General features: G+C 58.0%; 12 protein-coding genes. 7 read left to right on the top strand and 5 right to left on the bottom strand.

Going from position 1 to position 16,530, the window contains the following annotated elements; translation table 11 throughout:
* Positions 1-96 precede the first annotated feature (96 nt).
* Together LA5095_RS02300 and pdeM are read left to right on the top strand one after the other, a co-directional pair.
* A complete protein-coding gene (locus LA5095_RS02300) occupies positions 97-2,601 on the top strand; it encodes a ligase-associated DNA damage response DEXH box helicase (protein WP_055111569.1) in 2,505 nt (834 codons plus the stop codon).
* On the top strand, positions 2,598-3,335 hold the full coding sequence (gene pdeM, locus LA5095_RS02295; protein WP_055111567.1) for a ligase-associated DNA damage response endonuclease PdeM: 738 nt from the start codon (positions 2,598-2,600) through the stop codon (positions 3,333-3,335). Before LA5095_RS02300 ends, pdeM begins: the two co-directional genes overlap by 4 nt.
* Positions 3,336-3,378: 43 nt before the next feature.
* Here the strand turns inward: pdeM and LA5095_RS02290 are convergent, their stop codons facing one another.
* The 5 genes from LA5095_RS02290 to LA5095_RS02270 all read right to left on the bottom strand — a co-directional run bounded on the left by LA5095_RS02290 (position 3,379) and on the right by LA5095_RS02270 (position 11,152).
* Positions 3,379-3,747, bottom strand: a complete 369-nt coding sequence (locus LA5095_RS02290) for a hypothetical protein (protein WP_144436094.1) — start codon at positions 3,745-3,747, stop codon at positions 3,379-3,381.
* A gap of 229 nt (positions 3,748-3,976) precedes the next feature.
* Positions 3,977-5,077 (bottom strand): AI-2E family transporter, encoded by a 1,101-nt coding sequence (locus LA5095_RS02285; RefSeq protein WP_055111562.1) that lies wholly within the window; start codon positions 5,075-5,077, stop codon positions 3,977-3,979.
* A gap of 146 nt (positions 5,078-5,223) precedes the next feature.
* Positions 5,224-6,009 (bottom strand): TIGR02186 family protein, encoded by a 786-nt coding sequence (locus tag LA5095_RS02280; RefSeq protein ID WP_055111560.1) that lies wholly within the window; start codon positions 6,007-6,009, stop codon positions 5,224-5,226.
* Complete coding sequence (locus tag LA5095_RS02275; RefSeq protein WP_055111557.1) at positions 6,006-6,935, bottom strand: sulfite exporter TauE/SafE family protein; 930 nt, start codon at positions 6,933-6,935, stop codon at positions 6,006-6,008. The genes LA5095_RS02280 and LA5095_RS02275 overlap by 4 nt, the downstream gene beginning before the upstream one ends.
* A gap of 125 nt (positions 6,936-7,060) precedes the next feature.
* On the bottom strand, positions 7,061-11,152 hold the full coding sequence (locus tag LA5095_RS02270; RefSeq protein ID WP_055111555.1) for a peptidoglycan-binding protein: 4,092 nt from the start codon (positions 11,150-11,152) through the stop codon (positions 7,061-7,063).
* A 421-nt stretch (positions 11,153-11,573) separates the two neighbouring features.
* Here LA5095_RS02270 and LA5095_RS02265 point away from each other — a divergent pair, with 421 nt between their 5' ends.
* The 5 genes from LA5095_RS02265 to LA5095_RS02245 all read left to right on the top strand — a co-directional run bounded on the left by LA5095_RS02265 (position 11,574) and on the right by LA5095_RS02245 (position 16,527).
* A complete protein-coding gene (locus LA5095_RS02265) occupies positions 11,574-12,035 on the top strand; it encodes a MerR family transcriptional regulator (protein ID WP_029063961.1) in 462 nt (153 codons plus the stop codon).
* A gap of 317 nt (positions 12,036-12,352) precedes the next feature.
* Complete coding sequence (locus LA5095_RS02260; RefSeq protein ID WP_055111553.1) at positions 12,353-14,149, top strand: acyl-CoA dehydrogenase C-terminal domain-containing protein; 1,797 nt, start codon at positions 12,353-12,355, stop codon at positions 14,147-14,149.
* 105 nt (positions 14,150-14,254) lie between these two features.
* Positions 14,255-14,893: a glutathione S-transferase family protein gene (locus LA5095_RS02255; RefSeq protein WP_055111551.1), complete on the top strand. Its 639-nt coding sequence runs from the start codon at positions 14,255-14,257 to the stop codon at positions 14,891-14,893.
* A gap of 23 nt (positions 14,894-14,916) precedes the next feature.
* On the top strand, positions 14,917-16,125 hold the full coding sequence (locus LA5095_RS02250) for an acetyl-CoA C-acetyltransferase (RefSeq protein ID WP_055111549.1): 1,209 nt from the start codon (positions 14,917-14,919) through the stop codon (positions 16,123-16,125).
* Positions 16,126-16,128: 3 nt separating this feature from the next.
* On the top strand, positions 16,129-16,527 hold the full coding sequence (locus LA5095_RS02245; RefSeq protein WP_055111547.1) for a cupin domain-containing protein: 399 nt from the start codon (positions 16,129-16,131) through the stop codon (positions 16,525-16,527).
* Positions 16,528-16,530 lie beyond the last annotated feature (3 nt).

The raw sequence follows: 16,530 nt of genomic DNA, 5'->3' as shown, positions 1-16,530 counted from the left end.
AGCCTTTTCATCATTCGGCCACCCACCGGAACACAAAGTGAACAAAATCAACCTGATCCCCTCGCCTTTTCACAATGTCTGGCCTAAAACCGTTTGATGGACGCTGCGCTGCTACCCAATCGGTTTCAATCCTGGTTTGCCTCACGAGGCTGGGCCCCGCGGCCGCACCAGCTGCAGCTGATCGATCACCTGACGCTGGGCCATTCCACGCTCCTGATCGCGCCGACAGGTGCAGGCAAGACACTGGCCGGATTTCTTCCGAGCCTTGTGGAACTTGAAAGGCGGGGAAAACGCAAACCCGGACAGCCTGGATACGGCATACACACGCTTTACGTCTCCCCGTTGAAAGCCCTGGCGGTCGATATTGCCCGCAATCTCGAGGCTCCCGTTTCGGAGATGGGCCTGTCCGTTCGACTTGAGACGCGCACCGGCGACACGCCCTCCCACAAACGGCAGCGTCAGAAACTCAATCCACCGGACATCCTGTTGACCACACCGGAACAGATCGCCCTGCTTCTTTCCGATCCGGCGTCCGACAGATTGTTTGCCTCCTTGAAAACGGTCATCCTGGATGAGCTCCACGCGCTCGTCACGTCCAAACGCGGTGACCTGCTCGCCCTCGGCCTGGCGCGGTTGCGCCGTCTGGCACCCGGTGTTCGCACCATTGGCCTTTCGGCGACGGTGGCTGAACCGGATGATCTGCGCGCCTATCTGGTTGACCAGCCGGATGCGAACAAAAGAGCTTTGTCGCATGTTGTAGAAGTTTCGGGAGGAGCCCGACCCGACATATCGATACTGGAATCGCAGGAACGTCTTCCGTGGTCCGGGCACTCCTCACGCTACGCGATCGGCGACATCTACCGATTGATCAAGGCACATAATGTTTCGCTGCTCTTCGTGAATACAAGAAGCCAGGCGGAAATGCTCTTCCAGGAACTCTGGCGTATCAACGACGATACACTGCCGATCGCTCTTCACCATGGCTCACTGGATGTCGGTCAGCGGCGCAAGGTGGAAGCTGCGATGGCATCCGGAGCCCTGCGGGCCGTCGTTGCGACTTCATCGCTCGACATGGGTATCGACTGGGGCGACATCGATCTTGTCGTCAATATCGGCGCACCGAAGGGCGCAAGCCGTCTTGCGCAGCGGATCGGGCGGGCCAATCACCGGATGGATGAACCGTCAAAGGCCGTGCTTGTGCCGTCCAACCGCTTCGAAGTCCTCGAATGCCAGGCGGCGCTTGCAGCATCCAGGCGCGGCGATCAGGACACTCCACCACTTCGCAAGGGCGCTCTTGATGTGCTGGCACAGCATGTTCTCGGCCTTGCCTGTGCCGACGCACTGGATCTTGCCGCGACCTATGAGGAAATCCGATCGTCCGAGACATATCGCACACTGGACTGGGAAACGTTCGAGCGCGTCATCGACTTCGCCGCAACGGGGGGATATGCGCTAAAGAGCTACGACCAGTATGCCAAGCTTCGCAAGGGAAAGGACGGGTTCTGGCGGATTGCCAACCCGAAAATCGCCCAGCAATACCGGCTGAATGTCGGCACGATCGTCGAAGCTCCCAAAATCAAGGTCAGGCTTGTGCGCTCGAAGGCGGATGGCCGACGGACACCGGTGGGGCGCGGCGGGCGGATACTTGGCGAGATCGAAGAATACTTCATCGACCAGATGGTCCCCGGCGATACGTTCCTATTCAGCGGCGAAGTCGTGCGCTTTGAGGCAATCCGCGAGAACGAAGCCTATGTTTCGCGCGCGAAAACCGAAAACCCGATGATACCGTCCTACATGGGCGGCAAGTTTCCGCTCTCCACTTATCTGGCGGAGGGAGTTCGGGCGATGCTGGCAAATCCGTCGAGCTGGGACCAGTTGCCGGGACAGGTTCGGGAGTGGCTGGAAATCCAGAGGGACAAATCCGTCCTGCCGACGCGGGACGGACTGCTGGTCGAGACCTTCCCTCGCTCGAACAAGCACTACATGGTCTGTTATCCCTTCGAAGGGCGCCTGGCGCACCAGACGCTCGGCATGTTGCTGACGAAGCGGCTGGAGCGGATGGGCGCCCGCCCGATGGGATTTGTCGCCAACGACTATGCTCTGTCGGTCTGGGGTCTTGGCGACCTCTCCCTGCTGTTTTCGTCAGGCCGCATTTCACTGGATGAACTCTTCGAGGAGGATATCCTCGGTGACGATCTTGATGCCTGGCTGGCGGACTCCAGCCTGATGAAGCGTACCTTCCGCAATTGCGCCGTGATCGCAGGCCTGATCGAACGCCGGCATCCGGGCCAGGAAAAGACCGGTCGTCAGGTCACGGTTTCCTCCGACCTCATCTACGACGTTCTCAGGGCGCATGAACCGGATCACATTCTGCTCAAGGCGACCTGGAGCGACGCGGCCGAGGGACTTCTGGATATCTCTCGTCTTGGTGAACTTCTTGCCCGCATTCGGGGGCGAATCGCACATACTCAGCTCACACGCGTCTCGCCGCTTGCCGTGCCTATCCTTTTGGAAATAGGCAAAGAACCAATCTATGGTGAAGCCATGGATTCCCTTTTGGAAGAGGCGGCAGAGGATCTTGTTCTGGAGGCTATGGAATGAATGTTCTGACATCACATGTGCGCAATTATCAGACTGCGCCGGTGTGCCATGACATTCAGATCAACGGCCAGCTGGTGGGTCTGCACGACAGCGGCATTCTCTGGTGGCCTGACGAGTCCCTGCTGGTCGTTGCCGATCTTCACCTGGAAAAAGGCTCCAGCTATGCCAGAAGGGGAGTCATGCTCCCGCCCTATGATACGGGAGCGACTCTGGAAAAGCTCGCTGGCGTGATGGACGCCTTCGATCCGGCCTGTGTCATCTGTCTCGGCGACAGTTTCCATGATGCTGACGGATCCGACAGGCTGCCGGCACCCTATCGCGCCATGCTGACCACCCTGCAGTTGGGCCGGGAATGGATCTGGGTGACCGGCAACCACGATCCGGTCGCCCCTGTGCGGCTTTGCGGCGAAACGGTTGACGAAATTACCGTCGGCCCGTTGAAATTCCGCCACGAACCGGTTGAGGAGATCGGTGTCGAGCGCGCGGCCGGCGAGATTTGCGGCCACCTGCATCCCGTCGCCCGCGTCAGGCGCTTCGGCCGGTCGATCCGGCGCTCCTGTTTCATCACCGACGGTACCCGTCTCGTCTTGCCCGCGTTCGGCGCCCTGACCGGCGGGCTCAATGTGACCGACCGCGCCTACGCGACACTCTTCAATCGCCGGCAATTCTCGGTCTTTCTGCTAGGGAATGACCGTCTCTTTCCGTTCACGGCAAGCCGGTTGGTGGGGGATTGATCGATGTATTTTATTCTCGAGACAGAGCGGTAACCAGCTGGCATTAGTCGGTTGACGAACTCGGAATTGGCAAGTGGTAGCTGGTGGCCCCTCTCGTCCTGGTTCGCTTGACGAGTTCCACTGGTTCGCCGACGCCAACTGTTCCATTGTTTGATGTACGCGCCGTAACAATAGTTCCGTCTTCCAATTGCACGTGCAAAATCTTCTGAACCGAGCCATCGTCTCGTGGGGCAAGATTGTAGTGATGCAATACGCCGGTAACCTGCTCTTCGGTAAAGTTGTTTACGCCGCTCATCGAGACCATGAGGAGACTGATCACGACGGCGACCGGCACTCCGATTACCAGGAATATCAGCGCGTTTTTCGCTCGTTCCATCCACATGAGCCGGTCAAGTTTTTTGTTCGCACTCAAGCGTTTCCATTGCCTCGTCTGATGCTGTTTCCTCGCACGGAATTCCTGCATCGTGAACAGGTGGTGATTTGATCTTCATTTGCAACCGGCCCCCGAACAGCGCAGTTCGGCGTGCAAGTTCACCCCTTGACGCATACGGCTTGGCCCGATCACGCGCGCGACTTCTGCTCCGGGTCAGGGAACATTGGCGTCTGGAAACAAAACCTGTTGCGCGATCTTTTCGCCTCTTTCAGCCGTCCTCTCCAGCTTTCACCCAGGCGATGACCAGCTCATAAAACACCGCGAGGACAACCGGACCCAGGAAAAGACCGAGAAGACCGTGAGCGATGGTGCCGCCGAGCACACCGATCAGAATGATCAGCATGGGAACATCCAGGCCACGCGACATCAGGATCGGCCGCAACACGTTGTCCACGAGCATGACGGGTACCATGAGGACCGTGAAGGCAAGCGCGGGGACCAGGTCCCAGGAACTCCAAGCCCAGATTATGGTCGGAATGATCACCAGTGCCGGCCCAATCTGAATGATGCACAGGATCAGTGCGGCGAATGTCAGAACGCCGGCAAGAGGAACGCTGAACACGATCAGCAAGACACCCGTCAGAAGTCCCTGGATGACCGCAACGCCGATCACTCCCCGCGAAACGTTGCGGATCGTGGCGCCTGCAAGATCAACAAACTCAGCACCGCGCGGAGCGATAATACGATCGGCAAAGCGTTTGGCTCCTTGCGCGAGACCGGGTCCGGGAACAAACAGGCAGCCTGCAAGGATGATCGAAATGATGAAGAACAGGACGCTGCCGCTCAGCGAGGCGAGCATGGACAGGATACGACCACCTGCCGGCACGACCATCGGACCGATCTTCTCGAAGAACAGTTCAAGACTTCGACTGGCAAGGTCCCACAATTCGGACACCCGGTCGCCGACGATCGGAAGCTCTGCCAGCTTTTGGGGTAATGGTGGCAGTTTCAGGCCGTCGCCTGTTATCCCGTGTAACCAGAACTGCAGCGTCTCAACGAGGCTTACCACCAGTACTGCAACGGGGCCGATCACAATGGCCAGGCACACCAGCGTGATCAGTAGTGCGGACAATACCTTTCGGCCGCCAAGCCTGGCCGCAAGCCAGCCATAGGCCGGATAGAGCGCGACCGTAAGCACGACGGCCCAGAGCAGGAACAGAAAAAACGGCGCGATCAGCTGCAGTGAGAAATAGGCAAACAATCCCAATACACCGAGACGAATGGCAACATCGATCACCCTGGCGTCTAGCGTCGTTTCCCGTTTGGCGGTTCCTTCGGCAGTTGGTTCGGATGAAGACTGATCGGTCATGGTGCCCCACCTTGTGATTCCCGGTAATTTCCTTCGCGGAAGAATAGCGGTAGGACACGGGAGTGCCAGAGGAATATGAGGCACGACCTCAGGCACCCGTCAGAGCCCAAACAGTCCTCGCTATTACCGGAACACCCGGAAATTCATCAGTCTTTCTTGAAGATGACGCCTGCAAGCCAGCCAGTGAATATCGCCAGGATCACCGCGAGAACACCGTAGACCAGCGGATAGTTCTGGGCGAGTTCAAACGTTACCTGTTCGAAACCGATCTTTGCGACTGCCAGTGTCTGCTCGGTCTGTGAAACCAGATCCCCCCGGTTGAACAGGAAGCTCTTGATCTTGTAGTCGCCGACAGGGATGTTTGCCGGGAGGGGAATATTGGTGCGGAACATCGTATCCGTCAGAAACTCGATCGAGGTTTCCCGCTCCGAATAAAGATCCGATTCCTCGCGAAGCCGTACAAAGGCCTTGCGAAAATCATCGCGGTCCGACAGCGGAACGTTGGAAACCCCGGAGACTGCCAGATTTAGGTGATTGAGCCCTATGCGGTATTCGTCCAGCACGTTCCGGTGAGCGATGTCGCCGATATCTGCCGTGCTCGCAACCGCATAAAAAGACGGTACATTCTGAAACCGTTCCGCCTCGCGGTTGACCCAGACACCCAGAAAGCGACCCTTGCGCCGCGTCGTGATGTCCTGCGGCGGTCCCTCGACGACAATCGCGAGCTCAAAATCGCCGGCGGCGTGCGGTGCTCTTTCTATGTCGCTGGCCTGACCGAAAATGACAATTTCGGTGCCGGTGAAGTTCGACTGGATCGAGACCGTGTCGGAGGAAAGCGCCGTGACCAGATCCTTGGAAGAGGCCTCTTCCTGCGCGAGCGAGAGTGACGCTCCGAAGACGGCAAAGGCAAAACTGAGAGCAAACCGGATCATGCGCCCGCCCCCTTGCGAATTGCGATCGAGTAGAAGTCCTCGGGCACCAGCAGGAGGTCTACCGCGAAGCGCAATCCGACACCCATAACCAGCAATGCCAGAAGAAGACGCAACTGGTCGCCGCGCAGGTTCTGACCCATTCTTGCACCGAATTGCGCGCCGATGACACCGCCGATCATCAGTGTCATCGCGAGAACAATGTCGACGGTCTTTGTCCCCATCGAGTGAAAAATGGTCGCCGCAGCCATGGTGAAGAGGATCTGGAACAGCGAGGTACCGATCACGATATTTGTCGGCACCCGCAGAAGGTAGATCAGCGCTGGAACCATCATGAAGCCACCACCGATACCCAGGATCGTACCTAGGAAACCGATTATGGCGCCAAGACCAACCACAGGAATAACGCTGACATAGAGCTTTGACCGGCGGAAACGCACCTTCAACGGCAAACCGTGGATCCAGTTGTGCTGGCCCGGCTTTCGCGCAGATGGTGCAACACCCGACTTTCTGCGCCGTATCGCCCGTATGGACTCAAACAGCATCAGGCCGCCGATCGCGCTCAAAAACGTGACGTAGGAGAGCGAGATGACCAGATCGAGCTGTCCGACGGACTGCAACACGTCAAACAGGATCACGCCAATAAGCGACCCGAAGACCCCCCCTGCCAGAAGGATGGTGGCGAGCTTCAGATCGATGGCCTTGCGTCGCCAGTAGGTCATGACCGCCGATGCCGACGAGGCCACAACCTGCGTCGTGACGGTGGCAACCGAGACCGCGGGCGGAATACCGGAAAAAATCAGAAGTGGTGTCAGCAGAAACCCGCCGCCGATACCGAACAACCCGGAAAGGAAACCCACAGCACCACCCATGGCGAAGATCACGAAGATATTCACCGGAATTTCGGCTATGGGCAGGTATAGTTGCACTGGGTTACGCCGGACAGACTGCAGATAGGACTGCGACAAAGTTAAACTGGACTGGTTAAAAACCCGTGCCTGCCAAAGTGTCAACCAGCAAGCACGTCACTTCTCTTTGCAAAAACGACTTTTGGTCAGATTGCCTGGCTCTTAAGCTCTTCGATCAGCTTACTGTCGACCAAACCTGTCTCCGGCATGCCGATGCTGCGTTGAAACGCCTCGATCGCGCTGCGGGTGCGTGGACCCATCTGACCGTCCGGAGTTCCCGTATCGAAACCCAGGTAATTCAGTTTGTCTTGCGCCTCGCGGATCATGTCCGTGTCGGCGGCAGGTGCGATTGACGATACGTTTGCTGCAGGCAGCGACGCCTCCTCGGCCCAGGACGGTTCGAGCGTGACCTTGTTTGCAGCAGGATCGGCTTCCGTCAATGCGAAACTTTCCACTGCGAGGCGGGCATTTGCCAGTGTCTGCTGATCCATCATGTTGGCGACGTCGTCGCGGCGCTTGGCCGCCTCCGGGTCGCCTTTGTCAGCTGCAATCGCAAACCATTTGTAGCTGGCCACAAGGTCCTTATCCACACCGATACCGCCGGCGTAGAGGATACCGAGATTGAACAGGCTGTCCTTGACGCCGTAGTTGGCTGCCGCCTCAAACCATGTAGCGGCCTTGCCGTAATCCGGCTCTTCCCCACCTCCCTCAGCATAAAGGACCGCAAGATTGTGCATCGCCTTGGCGTTGCCGGCCTGCGCTGCCAGTGAATACCAGGCTTTCGCCTTGGCAACGTCCTTTTCCACACCCCTGCCTTTTTCATAGAGGCTGGCAAGACGATACTGCGCAGGCGGCAAGCCCTTGTTGGCCGCTTTCTGGTACCAGACCGCTGCCTTGGAAAGATCGGCAGGGACGTCCTTGCCTTCGGTGTATTTGACGCCAACCAGGAATTCCGCCGCCGGATTTCCTCCCGCAGCGGCGCTGCGCAATGCCATGGGACCGACGCCTTCCGGCGGAAGATTGGCGATGAGAGCGGATGCGCCGTTTTCGGTCGACGAAGAGGGGGTTGAAGGTGCAAATGCCGTGGTGTCGTCGAGGACTTTTTCCTTGAAGCCGTTGTCGACATTGGCCGGAGGTGCGAATGCGACTTCCGCCTCCGGAGTGACCGTGTTCGATACAGAAGCCGACTGTACATTCGAAGTGGCCGCAATCGGGTCGGTCCGGGGTATCGGATCAGCCTCCACGACCTCCGCAACCTGTTCCGGTTGCACTTTCGGTGCTACAGGTTCAGCAATCTCAACTGCGCTTTCCGCCGGTCCCGGGGCTTCTGCAACCGTATTTGCCGCCTCTTGGCCGTTGTCGAGGCCAGCGACGTTTGCCGAAGGCTCGGTCTCCACAACAGATTCGACTTTTTCCGAAAGTACCCCGGCCGGTGCCGCTGTTTCCTGCTCTGTCGAGGCAAGGTTCTCACCTTCGGGCGCACTCGCCATAAACCTGTAGGCCGTCAAAGTTCCAAGCGTCAGTACAACAGCCACGGCAGCCAGCATGATGGCTTTGCGGCGGCTTCCGCCTGACGACGGGGCAGCCTCAGGAGCCGGACGATCACCCGGCAGGACCGGTGCATCCTGCGCTTCCATGTTGTCTTCGGCGAGGTCTTCGCTGCCAAGCTCCAGTTCGTCGGCAGCTTCGTGCCCGTCAGTTTCATCGCGTGAAGGCTTGCCGCGTTTCAGGACATTGCGCAACCAGCCGACACGCTCCTTGCCGCGCTCTTCGTCAGCTGCTTCCTGGTCTTCGTGAGGCGCCCGCGCCTGATCGAGTTTCGCGGCCTCCGCAGATGCCGCCTGCGCAGCTCTTCGTGCTGCCGCAATGAAATCGGCCTTGCGGTCCCTGGTCTTATCGTCCGGGTGAGTTGTCCTGGTCTCCGCGGTTGCCGCTACATATTGCACAGGTTCCTGTACCCGCTGGGTAACAGGCGTGAACTGAAGTGATGGCTCCTCACCGGCAATAGGTGCGGCAGCCACTGCGGAATAGGGCATTGCCGACGTGGCCGGTGCGGTGATTTCTGCCCGTTCCAGACTGTCCAGGCGTTCAGTCAGCGACCCGAGAACCGATTTCACGCTGTCAAAAGTGTTGCGGGTTCGCTCCTCACTGCCTTCGGCAGCATCGAGGAGCCGCTTTAAGTCCCCCTGCAGGGCGGAAATCGCATCGTCATACTGGGCGACATACTGATTTGGCGCGTTCGCGACCGCGTCGAACGCCGCCTTCCTGGCAATTTCCGTGACGTCCACCTTGGTTTGTGCCAGGCCGCTTTCTATCCTTTCAAGGGCCGGCGAGACCTGTTCCAGGCCCGATACCGGTGCGGGGTTGCTTGCGATCTGTTCCGCCAGCGCGGCAACCTTTTCACCCAATTGCTCGAACCGGTTGTCGTCCGTGGATTCCGCTCCCCTGGAGACAAGCTGTGCAAGATCGGAGATCCGCGCTTCCAGAGATTCGGTTGATGAGGGCGCGGCGACGCTCGCGCGCATCGACCCTATTTCCTCACGCAACTTGTTAAGATCAGAGGACGTTACCGTGTCCTTCGGCTCGTCGAGCCGCTCGGACAGGTGATTAAGTCTTTCCTGCAGTTGAGAGAGAAACTTTGCGTCAGCCCCTGGCGCGGCCTTCATCGCAGCAGTTTCCAACATCGAAACAGGCTTGGATGATTTCTGTTCGATGGAGTCAATCTTGCCCGAAATGCTCTCGAGGCGCTTCTCAAGTGCCTCAAAGGCCGTGCTGTCGGTCGCAGGCAACGGACCTGCCTGCTCCATTCTCTCCAGCCGGTCAACGATCTCGTCCAGCCGCTGGTCCACCTGTGACATGTGCTCTTGATCACCGGAACTTGCCCGATCATCCGCCATCATGCCGGCAATATCTTCCAGACGTCCCTGCAGGCGTGCAATTGTCTCCGGTTCCGGGATGCGCTCTTCCATCGCCGACAATCGCACATCCATGCCGCGCTGCTCACGCGCAAGAACCTCAATGTCATCCAGTCGACCGGAAACGAACTTCATGCGATCGTCGATACCCTCGACGAGACCCTTGACATCAATCTGCTCGACATAGCCCCGAACTTCGCGCAATTCGGCCCGAAGCGGTTCAATTTCCACCTGTTCCTTGCGCTGCAGGAGTTCTTCCATGCGCTCGGCAATGGTGACGACCCGATCTTCAAGAACCACCATGTGCTCGGAACGAGGAAGAGCTGCAAAGGCTTCCTCGATCTCGTTCAATCTTGCGGTCACGCTGTTGAGAACACGCGGATCCAGGGACGCCCGGGAAAGCTCATCCAGTCGCTGAAGGATATGAGAATAGCCGTGCTCAAGCGTCTGCAGCGCACCTTCCACATTCGTGCGGCCGACCATGGTCTTCAGGTCGGCGACTTCCTTGCGGATTTCGTTGGTAAACTGTTCGCCGCGTTTGTCGACACGCAGCCGATCAACCATGTCGGCGAGCCGGCGCAGCTCGGAATTCTGGCGCCCCACGGTTTCGCTGGTGCCTTTGGTAATGCCCCCGAGAGCAGCGCGCAGCGACCCCAGCTCTTCGCGAACCTGATTGAGAGCTTTTTCATGCGGGGCTCTCAATGCGTCTATCCGCCGTCCCAGGTCCTTGTAGATATGGAGCGATGCATCGTTATGCCCATATTGGCCCCGGTCGCGGGCCGCATGCGGGTCAAGACCGTATTGTTCCTCATAGCCTCCCGCGCGCTCACTTCCGTAGGACACTTGTGACCCAATGCTCTGGTCGTTTTCGTGCAGTGTATCCATTGCGTAACGCCCCGGCTGTGGGTATGGGCGGGAGGGCGCAGACAATCCGACTTCGTGCGTATCGGACGCGTTCGCCAATCCCTGTACCTGTTCGTCAAGCCGGTCCAGCGCTCCAAGAACGTCATCCATGCCAGGACTGCGTGAAGGCGTTCTCGGCGGCGATGCACTGCGCTGCGGCCGGACGGATGCTGTCCGGCCAGCTCCGACACTTCCGCGCTCCGACAACATCCTGTCCAGTTCGTCCGCGACAGCATTGAGGTCATCATCACGACCCTCCCTGGCGCGCGTATCGTAGCCGTTTCCCAGGGACGTCGCAGTACGCGTCAACCGTTCGATGCGTTCGCGCGCCGGTTCCCTTCCGGTCGTTTCATAGAAACCGTCGCTTTCATACGCATCACGGCCGCGGCGTCCTGCCTCGTGTTTCTTCCATGCCGGCATATCTAGACCCTGGACTGACGGTCATTCAGACCGCTGATTTAGCGGGCTGCCCCTATCTTCCGCCAAAGAACGGACCAGTTGCAGCGTTTTGATAGACTTTGTCGACTTAGGGTAAACAGGTCGTTAACCGGTGTTGCTAAATGCGAAAATCAACCTTTTTCGAGTAAAATGGCCTGTTCATATCTTCTTGCAGATACAAATTGCAGACGCATTCGTTAACGCTTTTTTTACTTCGTTTCGACCGCACTGGACCTTTACGCAAACGTAAGCTAAACAATTATCAGGAAACCGGCTGGCGATTGTCTTGCGGTATGCACAGCGGCGTGCAGAGGCAAGTCACGAAACCTTCAACACCGGTCCGCGAGAACCAAAAAACCCAACAATGAGCCGGTTAACGGCGGGAAATAGAGTATCAATAGCCATGAGCGAAGCGCTTTCCATCCTCAACGAAGACGATCTTGTCGACGTGGTCTCCGCGTCCGATGACAGCACCAAGAAAACCCAGTTCACAATCGGGGACCTTGCCAAGGAATTCAGCTGCACTTTGCGGACCTTGAGGTTCTATGAAGACAAGGGCCTATTGAACCCGAAACGTGACGGCATGAACCGGATCTACAACAGAAGGGACCGAGCGCGGCTGAAACTTGTCCTGATGGGCAAACGAGTCGGGTTCTCTCTGACGGAAATCCGCGACATGCTCGACCTTTATGACCTGCGGGATGGTCAGGTGACCCAACTGCGTGTCGCCCTGTCCAAGTTCAATGAGCAGATTGCGGTTCTGGAAGACCAGCGAAAAGACATCGAACAGGCAATCGAGGAATTGTCGCGCACCGTGGAAATTGTCTCGGGAATGCTGAAGCACAAGGAAGCAGAAGAAGCCTGACAAACCGACACTTCATTGACGCCGCCGGCCAAACTGGCCGGCGGCTTTTTGTTTGCATGCCGCCGGCTATCCGGTCAGGTCGACACCTTCACGACGGCCGAGACCCTGAAAAACTTCAAATAAAAGTCATCCCGGCATGAATCTGACGTGGTCACCGCCGAAAACTCTTCCAATTTACGTGTTTTAGGCACATTTTTTTGTCATCCCTTCCGTGGGGACACCACTTGCCGGACGAAATCGAGACGCGTATATAAACATCACCTGACGTTTACGGAAACGTAAAGCTGACAACACCCGGCAGATCTGGGAGGATATGCATGCCAAGCTATACTGCGCCCGTTGAAGACACCCTGTTCCTGTTGAAGGACGTCTTCGGCTACGAACGCTATTCCAATCTTCCCGGTTTTGCAGATGCACCACTCGATCTGGTGGAAGCTATCCTGCGCGAAGGCGGGAAGTTTGCCGAAGAAGTCCTGCAACCACTTAACCAGGTCGGTGACCAGGAAGGTTGCACTCGCAACGAAGACGGAACCGTGACGACGCCAACAGGTTTCCTGGAGGCCTACAAGGCGTTTTGTGAAAACGGATGGGGGACATTGTCTGCGGATCCAGACCATGGTGGCCAGGGTCTTCCCCATACGCTTGCGACCATTTTCAACGAATTTGCGTCCTCGGCGAACATGGCCTTTTCCATGTATCCGGGCCTGACTGCCGGAGCCGTCGCTGCGCTTACAATTCACGGAACCGAAGAGCAGAAACAGACTTACCTGCCCAACATGATCGCCGGGACCTGGACCGGAACCATGAACCTGACCGAGCCGCACTGCGGAACCGATCTCGGCCTGATCCGTACAAAGGCCGTGTCACAGGCGGACGGGTCCTACAAGATCAGCGGAACCAAGATATTCATCTCGGCCGGCGAACATGACATGTCGGACAACATCATCCATCTTGTTCTTGCCCGCATCGAGGGGGCTCCGGAGGGTGTCAAAGGCATTTCGCTGTTCGTGGTCCCCCGCAACACAATCAATGAAGACGGATCGGTGGGCGACAACAACGGCGTCTCATGCGGGTCGATCGAACACAAGATGGGCATTCACGGCAACGCGACCTGCGTGATGAACTATGACGAGGCCACCGGCTGGCTCGTCGGCGAAGAGAGCAAGGGCCTGAAGGCCATGTTCGTCATGATGAACGAAGCCCGCCTCGGAGTTGCGGTACAGGGATTGTCCCAGTCCGAAGTCGCCTATCAAAACGCGGTAACCTATGCAAAAGACCGCTTGCAGGGCCGCTCGTTGACGGGTCCGAAGGCTCCGGACAAGGCTGCAGACCCGATCATCGTGCATCCGGATGTACGCCGCACCCTGATGTCCATCCGCGCCTTCAACGAGGCAGCACGGGCGCTTGTCATCTGGACCGCGCTTCATGGCGACAATTCACATCGCTCGGACGATGAAAAAGACAGGCAATATTCCGACGACATGATGGGTTTGATGACCCCGGTGCTCAAAGGCGTCCTGAGCGATACCGGTTTCGCCAATGCAGTCAACGCGCAGCAGATGTATGGCGGTCACGGCTATATCGCAGAGTGGGGCATGGACCAGTTTGTGCGCGATGCACGTATCGCCATGATCTATGAAGGGGCCAACGGCATCCAGGCACTTGACCTTGTGGGCCGCAAGTTACCGGCGAACGGCGGCCGAGCCGTCATGAGTTTCTTCAACGAAGTCAATACGTTCCTGAAGGACAACAAGGACAACGAAGACCTGGCAGCGTTCACGGCCCCGTTGAAAAAAGGAGCGGACGACCTGCAGGCCGCGACCATGTGGTTCATGAACAATGCCATGAAGAATCCGGACAATGCGGGCGCGGGCGCTGTCGACTACATGCACCTGTTCGGTCTTGTCGCGCTTGGCTACATGTGGGCCAAGATGGCCAAGACCATCAGGGATCAGCTTGCAGAAGGCGCTGGTGACAAAGCCGACTGGCTGCAAAACAAACTGGCCTTCGGCACCTTCTTCATGGAGCGTACCCTGCCGGAAACGGCCGCTCATCTTGCCCGGATCTCCTCTGGCTCGGAAACGATCATGTCTATGGACGCAGACGCATTCTAGGACCGACCGGTCCGGACTCGCCGGACCGGAACTTCACCCGCGCGAATCCGCAGTCGCCGGTGTAGGCTCTCAGCCGACAAGATTTGCCAGGGAGATGAAACAGGTATGGCCGAACACGTTCTTTATTGCATGGCCCAGTCAGGCCACTCTTACAAGGCGGCCCTTATGCTGGAATTGTGCGGCGCCGACTGGGAACCCAAATGGGTGGACTTTTTCGGCGGCGAGACGCGCACGGATACATTCCGCAAAACCGTGAACGAGATGGGAGAAGTTCCCGTTCTGGTTCATGGCTCGCGATCCCTGTCACAGTCCGGTGTCATTCTGGACTATCTCACGGACGTTTTTGGCAAGTTCGGCGGGGCGGATGACGATGAGCGCCGCGAAATCCTGCGCTGGACCATTTTCGACAACCAGAAGGTTTCGGGTGTGGCCGGCCCGCTGAGATACATGCGCACCCTCGTCAAGACCGGTGAAAACGACGTTACCAAATTCCTTGACGGCCGGCTGAAGGGAGCGCTCGCCATTCTTGAAAAGCACTTTGAAAGTCACGCGTTCGCCATCGGTGACAAGCCGACCACCGCCGATTTTTCACTGTGTGGATACCTTTATGTCCGGGACGAAATCGGGACCGATTTTGCACCCTACCCCAATGTCATTGCCTGGCTTGAGCGGATCAAGGCACTGCCCGGCTGGAAACATCCCTATGATCTGATGCCCGGCCACCCCATGCCGGATGCCAGGTAAGTAACCGTCCGAAGGAGGACCAGATGGCTGAAGCCTATATCTTCGATCACGTGCGTACCCCGCGGGGCCGCGGCAAGAAGGACGGCGCACTCCATGAAGTGCCGTCGGTGCGGCTGGCCGCAACCGCATTGGAGGCAGTCCGGGACAGGAACGGTCTCGACACGGCCAAGGTTGACGACGTCGTTCTGGGCTGCGTCGACCCGGTCGGGGAAGCAGGTGGCGACGTCGCCCGCGCCGCAGTGTTTGCAGCCGGATACGCTACCTCCGTTCCCGGCATGCAGATCAACCGCTTCTGCGCCTCTGGCCTCGATGCAGTCAATATGGCGTCAGCCCAGGTCATGTCCGGCCAGCACAAGCTGGTTATTGCCGGTGGGGTGGAGAGTATGAGCCGGGTCGGCATCGGCGCTTCCGGGGGAGCTTGGCCCATTGAGCCCCAGGTGGCCGTGCCGTCCTATTTTATGCCCCAGGGCGTGTCGGCGGATCTGATCGCTACCAAATACGGTTTCAATCGTGACGACTGCGATTCCTATGCCGTCGAAAGCCAGAAACGTGCCGGCAAATCCTGGGAAGAAGGCCGGTTTTCGAAGTCTGTCATTCCAGTCCGGGACATAAACGGCATTACAATTCTCGACCGGGACGAACACATGCGGCCGGAAACAGACATGCAGTCTCTCGCCGCACTCAATCCTTCCTTCGAGTTGATGGGCAACATGGGCGGATTCGATGCAGTCGGCATTCAGGCCCATCCGGAAATCGAGGCCGTCAAACACGTGCACCATGCAGGAAACTCTTCCGGCATTGTAGATGGCGCTGCGGCTGTCCTGATCGGCTCCAGCACGGCCGGCCGATCCTCGGGCCTCAAGCCTCGTGCCCGGATCAAGGCATTTGCCAACATCGGATCAGAACCTGCGCTCATGCTTACAGGCCCGGTCGACGTCACCGAGAAACTCTTGAAAAACGCCAAGATGGACATGAAGGACATGGATCTCATCGAGATCAACGAAGCCTTCGCCTCCGTGGTGCTGCGCTATCAGCAGGCGTTCGATCTGGATCCGGACATCGTCAACGTCAATGGCGGTGCTATTGCCATGGGGCACCCGCTGGGCGCGACCGGCGCGATGATCCTTGGCACCGTGCTGGATGAACTCGAACGCCGCGACCTCAACACGGCTCTGGTCACGCTTTGCATCGGTGCAGGCATGGGTACGGCCACCATCATTGAACGGGTCTGAGTGATGATCAGCAACATTGACGCTGAATTCGCAGAGATCACCGAATACTGGTCGCCGCGCGTGGTTGCGGATGTGAATGACCAGTGTGTCAAACTCGCAAAGCTGAAAGGCGAATTTGTCTGGCACGACCATGAGGATGAGGACGAGTTGTTCTTCATCGTGAAGGGCAGCCTGACCATTCGCTACCACGACAGGGAAAATGCGGTTCTCACGGCCGGTGATATCCATGTCGTACCCAAGGGTATCCAGCACAATCCGATCGCAGAAAGTGAGTGCTGGGTGATGCTTTTCGAACCGGCAGAAACGAAACACACGGGCGATGTTGTCGCCGAAGGCACCAGGTCGGCCGCGCAGCAGCGCACCCATTTGCAGTCGAACGATCTGTATTCGAACGGTGTCTGAATC

The sequence above is a fragment of the Roseibium album genome, assembly GCF_001404515.1.
Taxonomy (GTDB): domain Bacteria; phylum Pseudomonadota; class Alphaproteobacteria; order Rhizobiales; family Stappiaceae; genus Roseibium; species Roseibium album.
This window is presented reverse-complemented; position numbering and strand designations above follow the sequence as displayed.

Coding starts and splice junctions, on each gene's coding strand:
- LA5095_RS02270 (WP_055111555.1), bottom strand. CDS start 11,152: ATGCCGGCATGGAAGAAACACGAGGCAGGACGCCGCGGCCGTGATGCG.
- LA5095_RS02255 (WP_055111551.1), top strand. CDS start 14,255: ATGGCCGAACACGTTCTTTATTGCATGGCCCAGTCAGGCCACTCTTAC.
- LA5095_RS02300 (WP_055111569.1), top strand. CDS start 97: ATGGACGCTGCGCTGCTACCCAATCGGTTTCAATCCTGGTTTGCCTCA.
- pdeM (WP_055111567.1), top strand. CDS start 2,598: ATGAATGTTCTGACATCACATGTGCGCAATTATCAGACTGCGCCGGTG.
- LA5095_RS02280 (WP_055111560.1), bottom strand. CDS start 6,009: ATGATCCGGTTTGCTCTCAGTTTTGCCTTTGCCGTCTTCGGAGCGTCA.
- LA5095_RS02250 (WP_055111549.1), top strand. CDS start 14,917: ATGGCTGAAGCCTATATCTTCGATCACGTGCGTACCCCGCGGGGCCGC.
- LA5095_RS02245 (WP_055111547.1), top strand. CDS start 16,129: ATGATCAGCAACATTGACGCTGAATTCGCAGAGATCACCGAATACTGG.
- LA5095_RS02285 (WP_055111562.1), bottom strand. CDS start 5,077: ATGACCGATCAGTCTTCATCCGAACCAACTGCCGAAGGAACCGCCAAA.
- LA5095_RS02265 (WP_029063961.1), top strand. CDS start 11,574: ATGAGCGAAGCGCTTTCCATCCTCAACGAAGACGATCTTGTCGACGTG.
- LA5095_RS02260 (WP_055111553.1), top strand. CDS start 12,353: ATGCCAAGCTATACTGCGCCCGTTGAAGACACCCTGTTCCTGTTGAAG.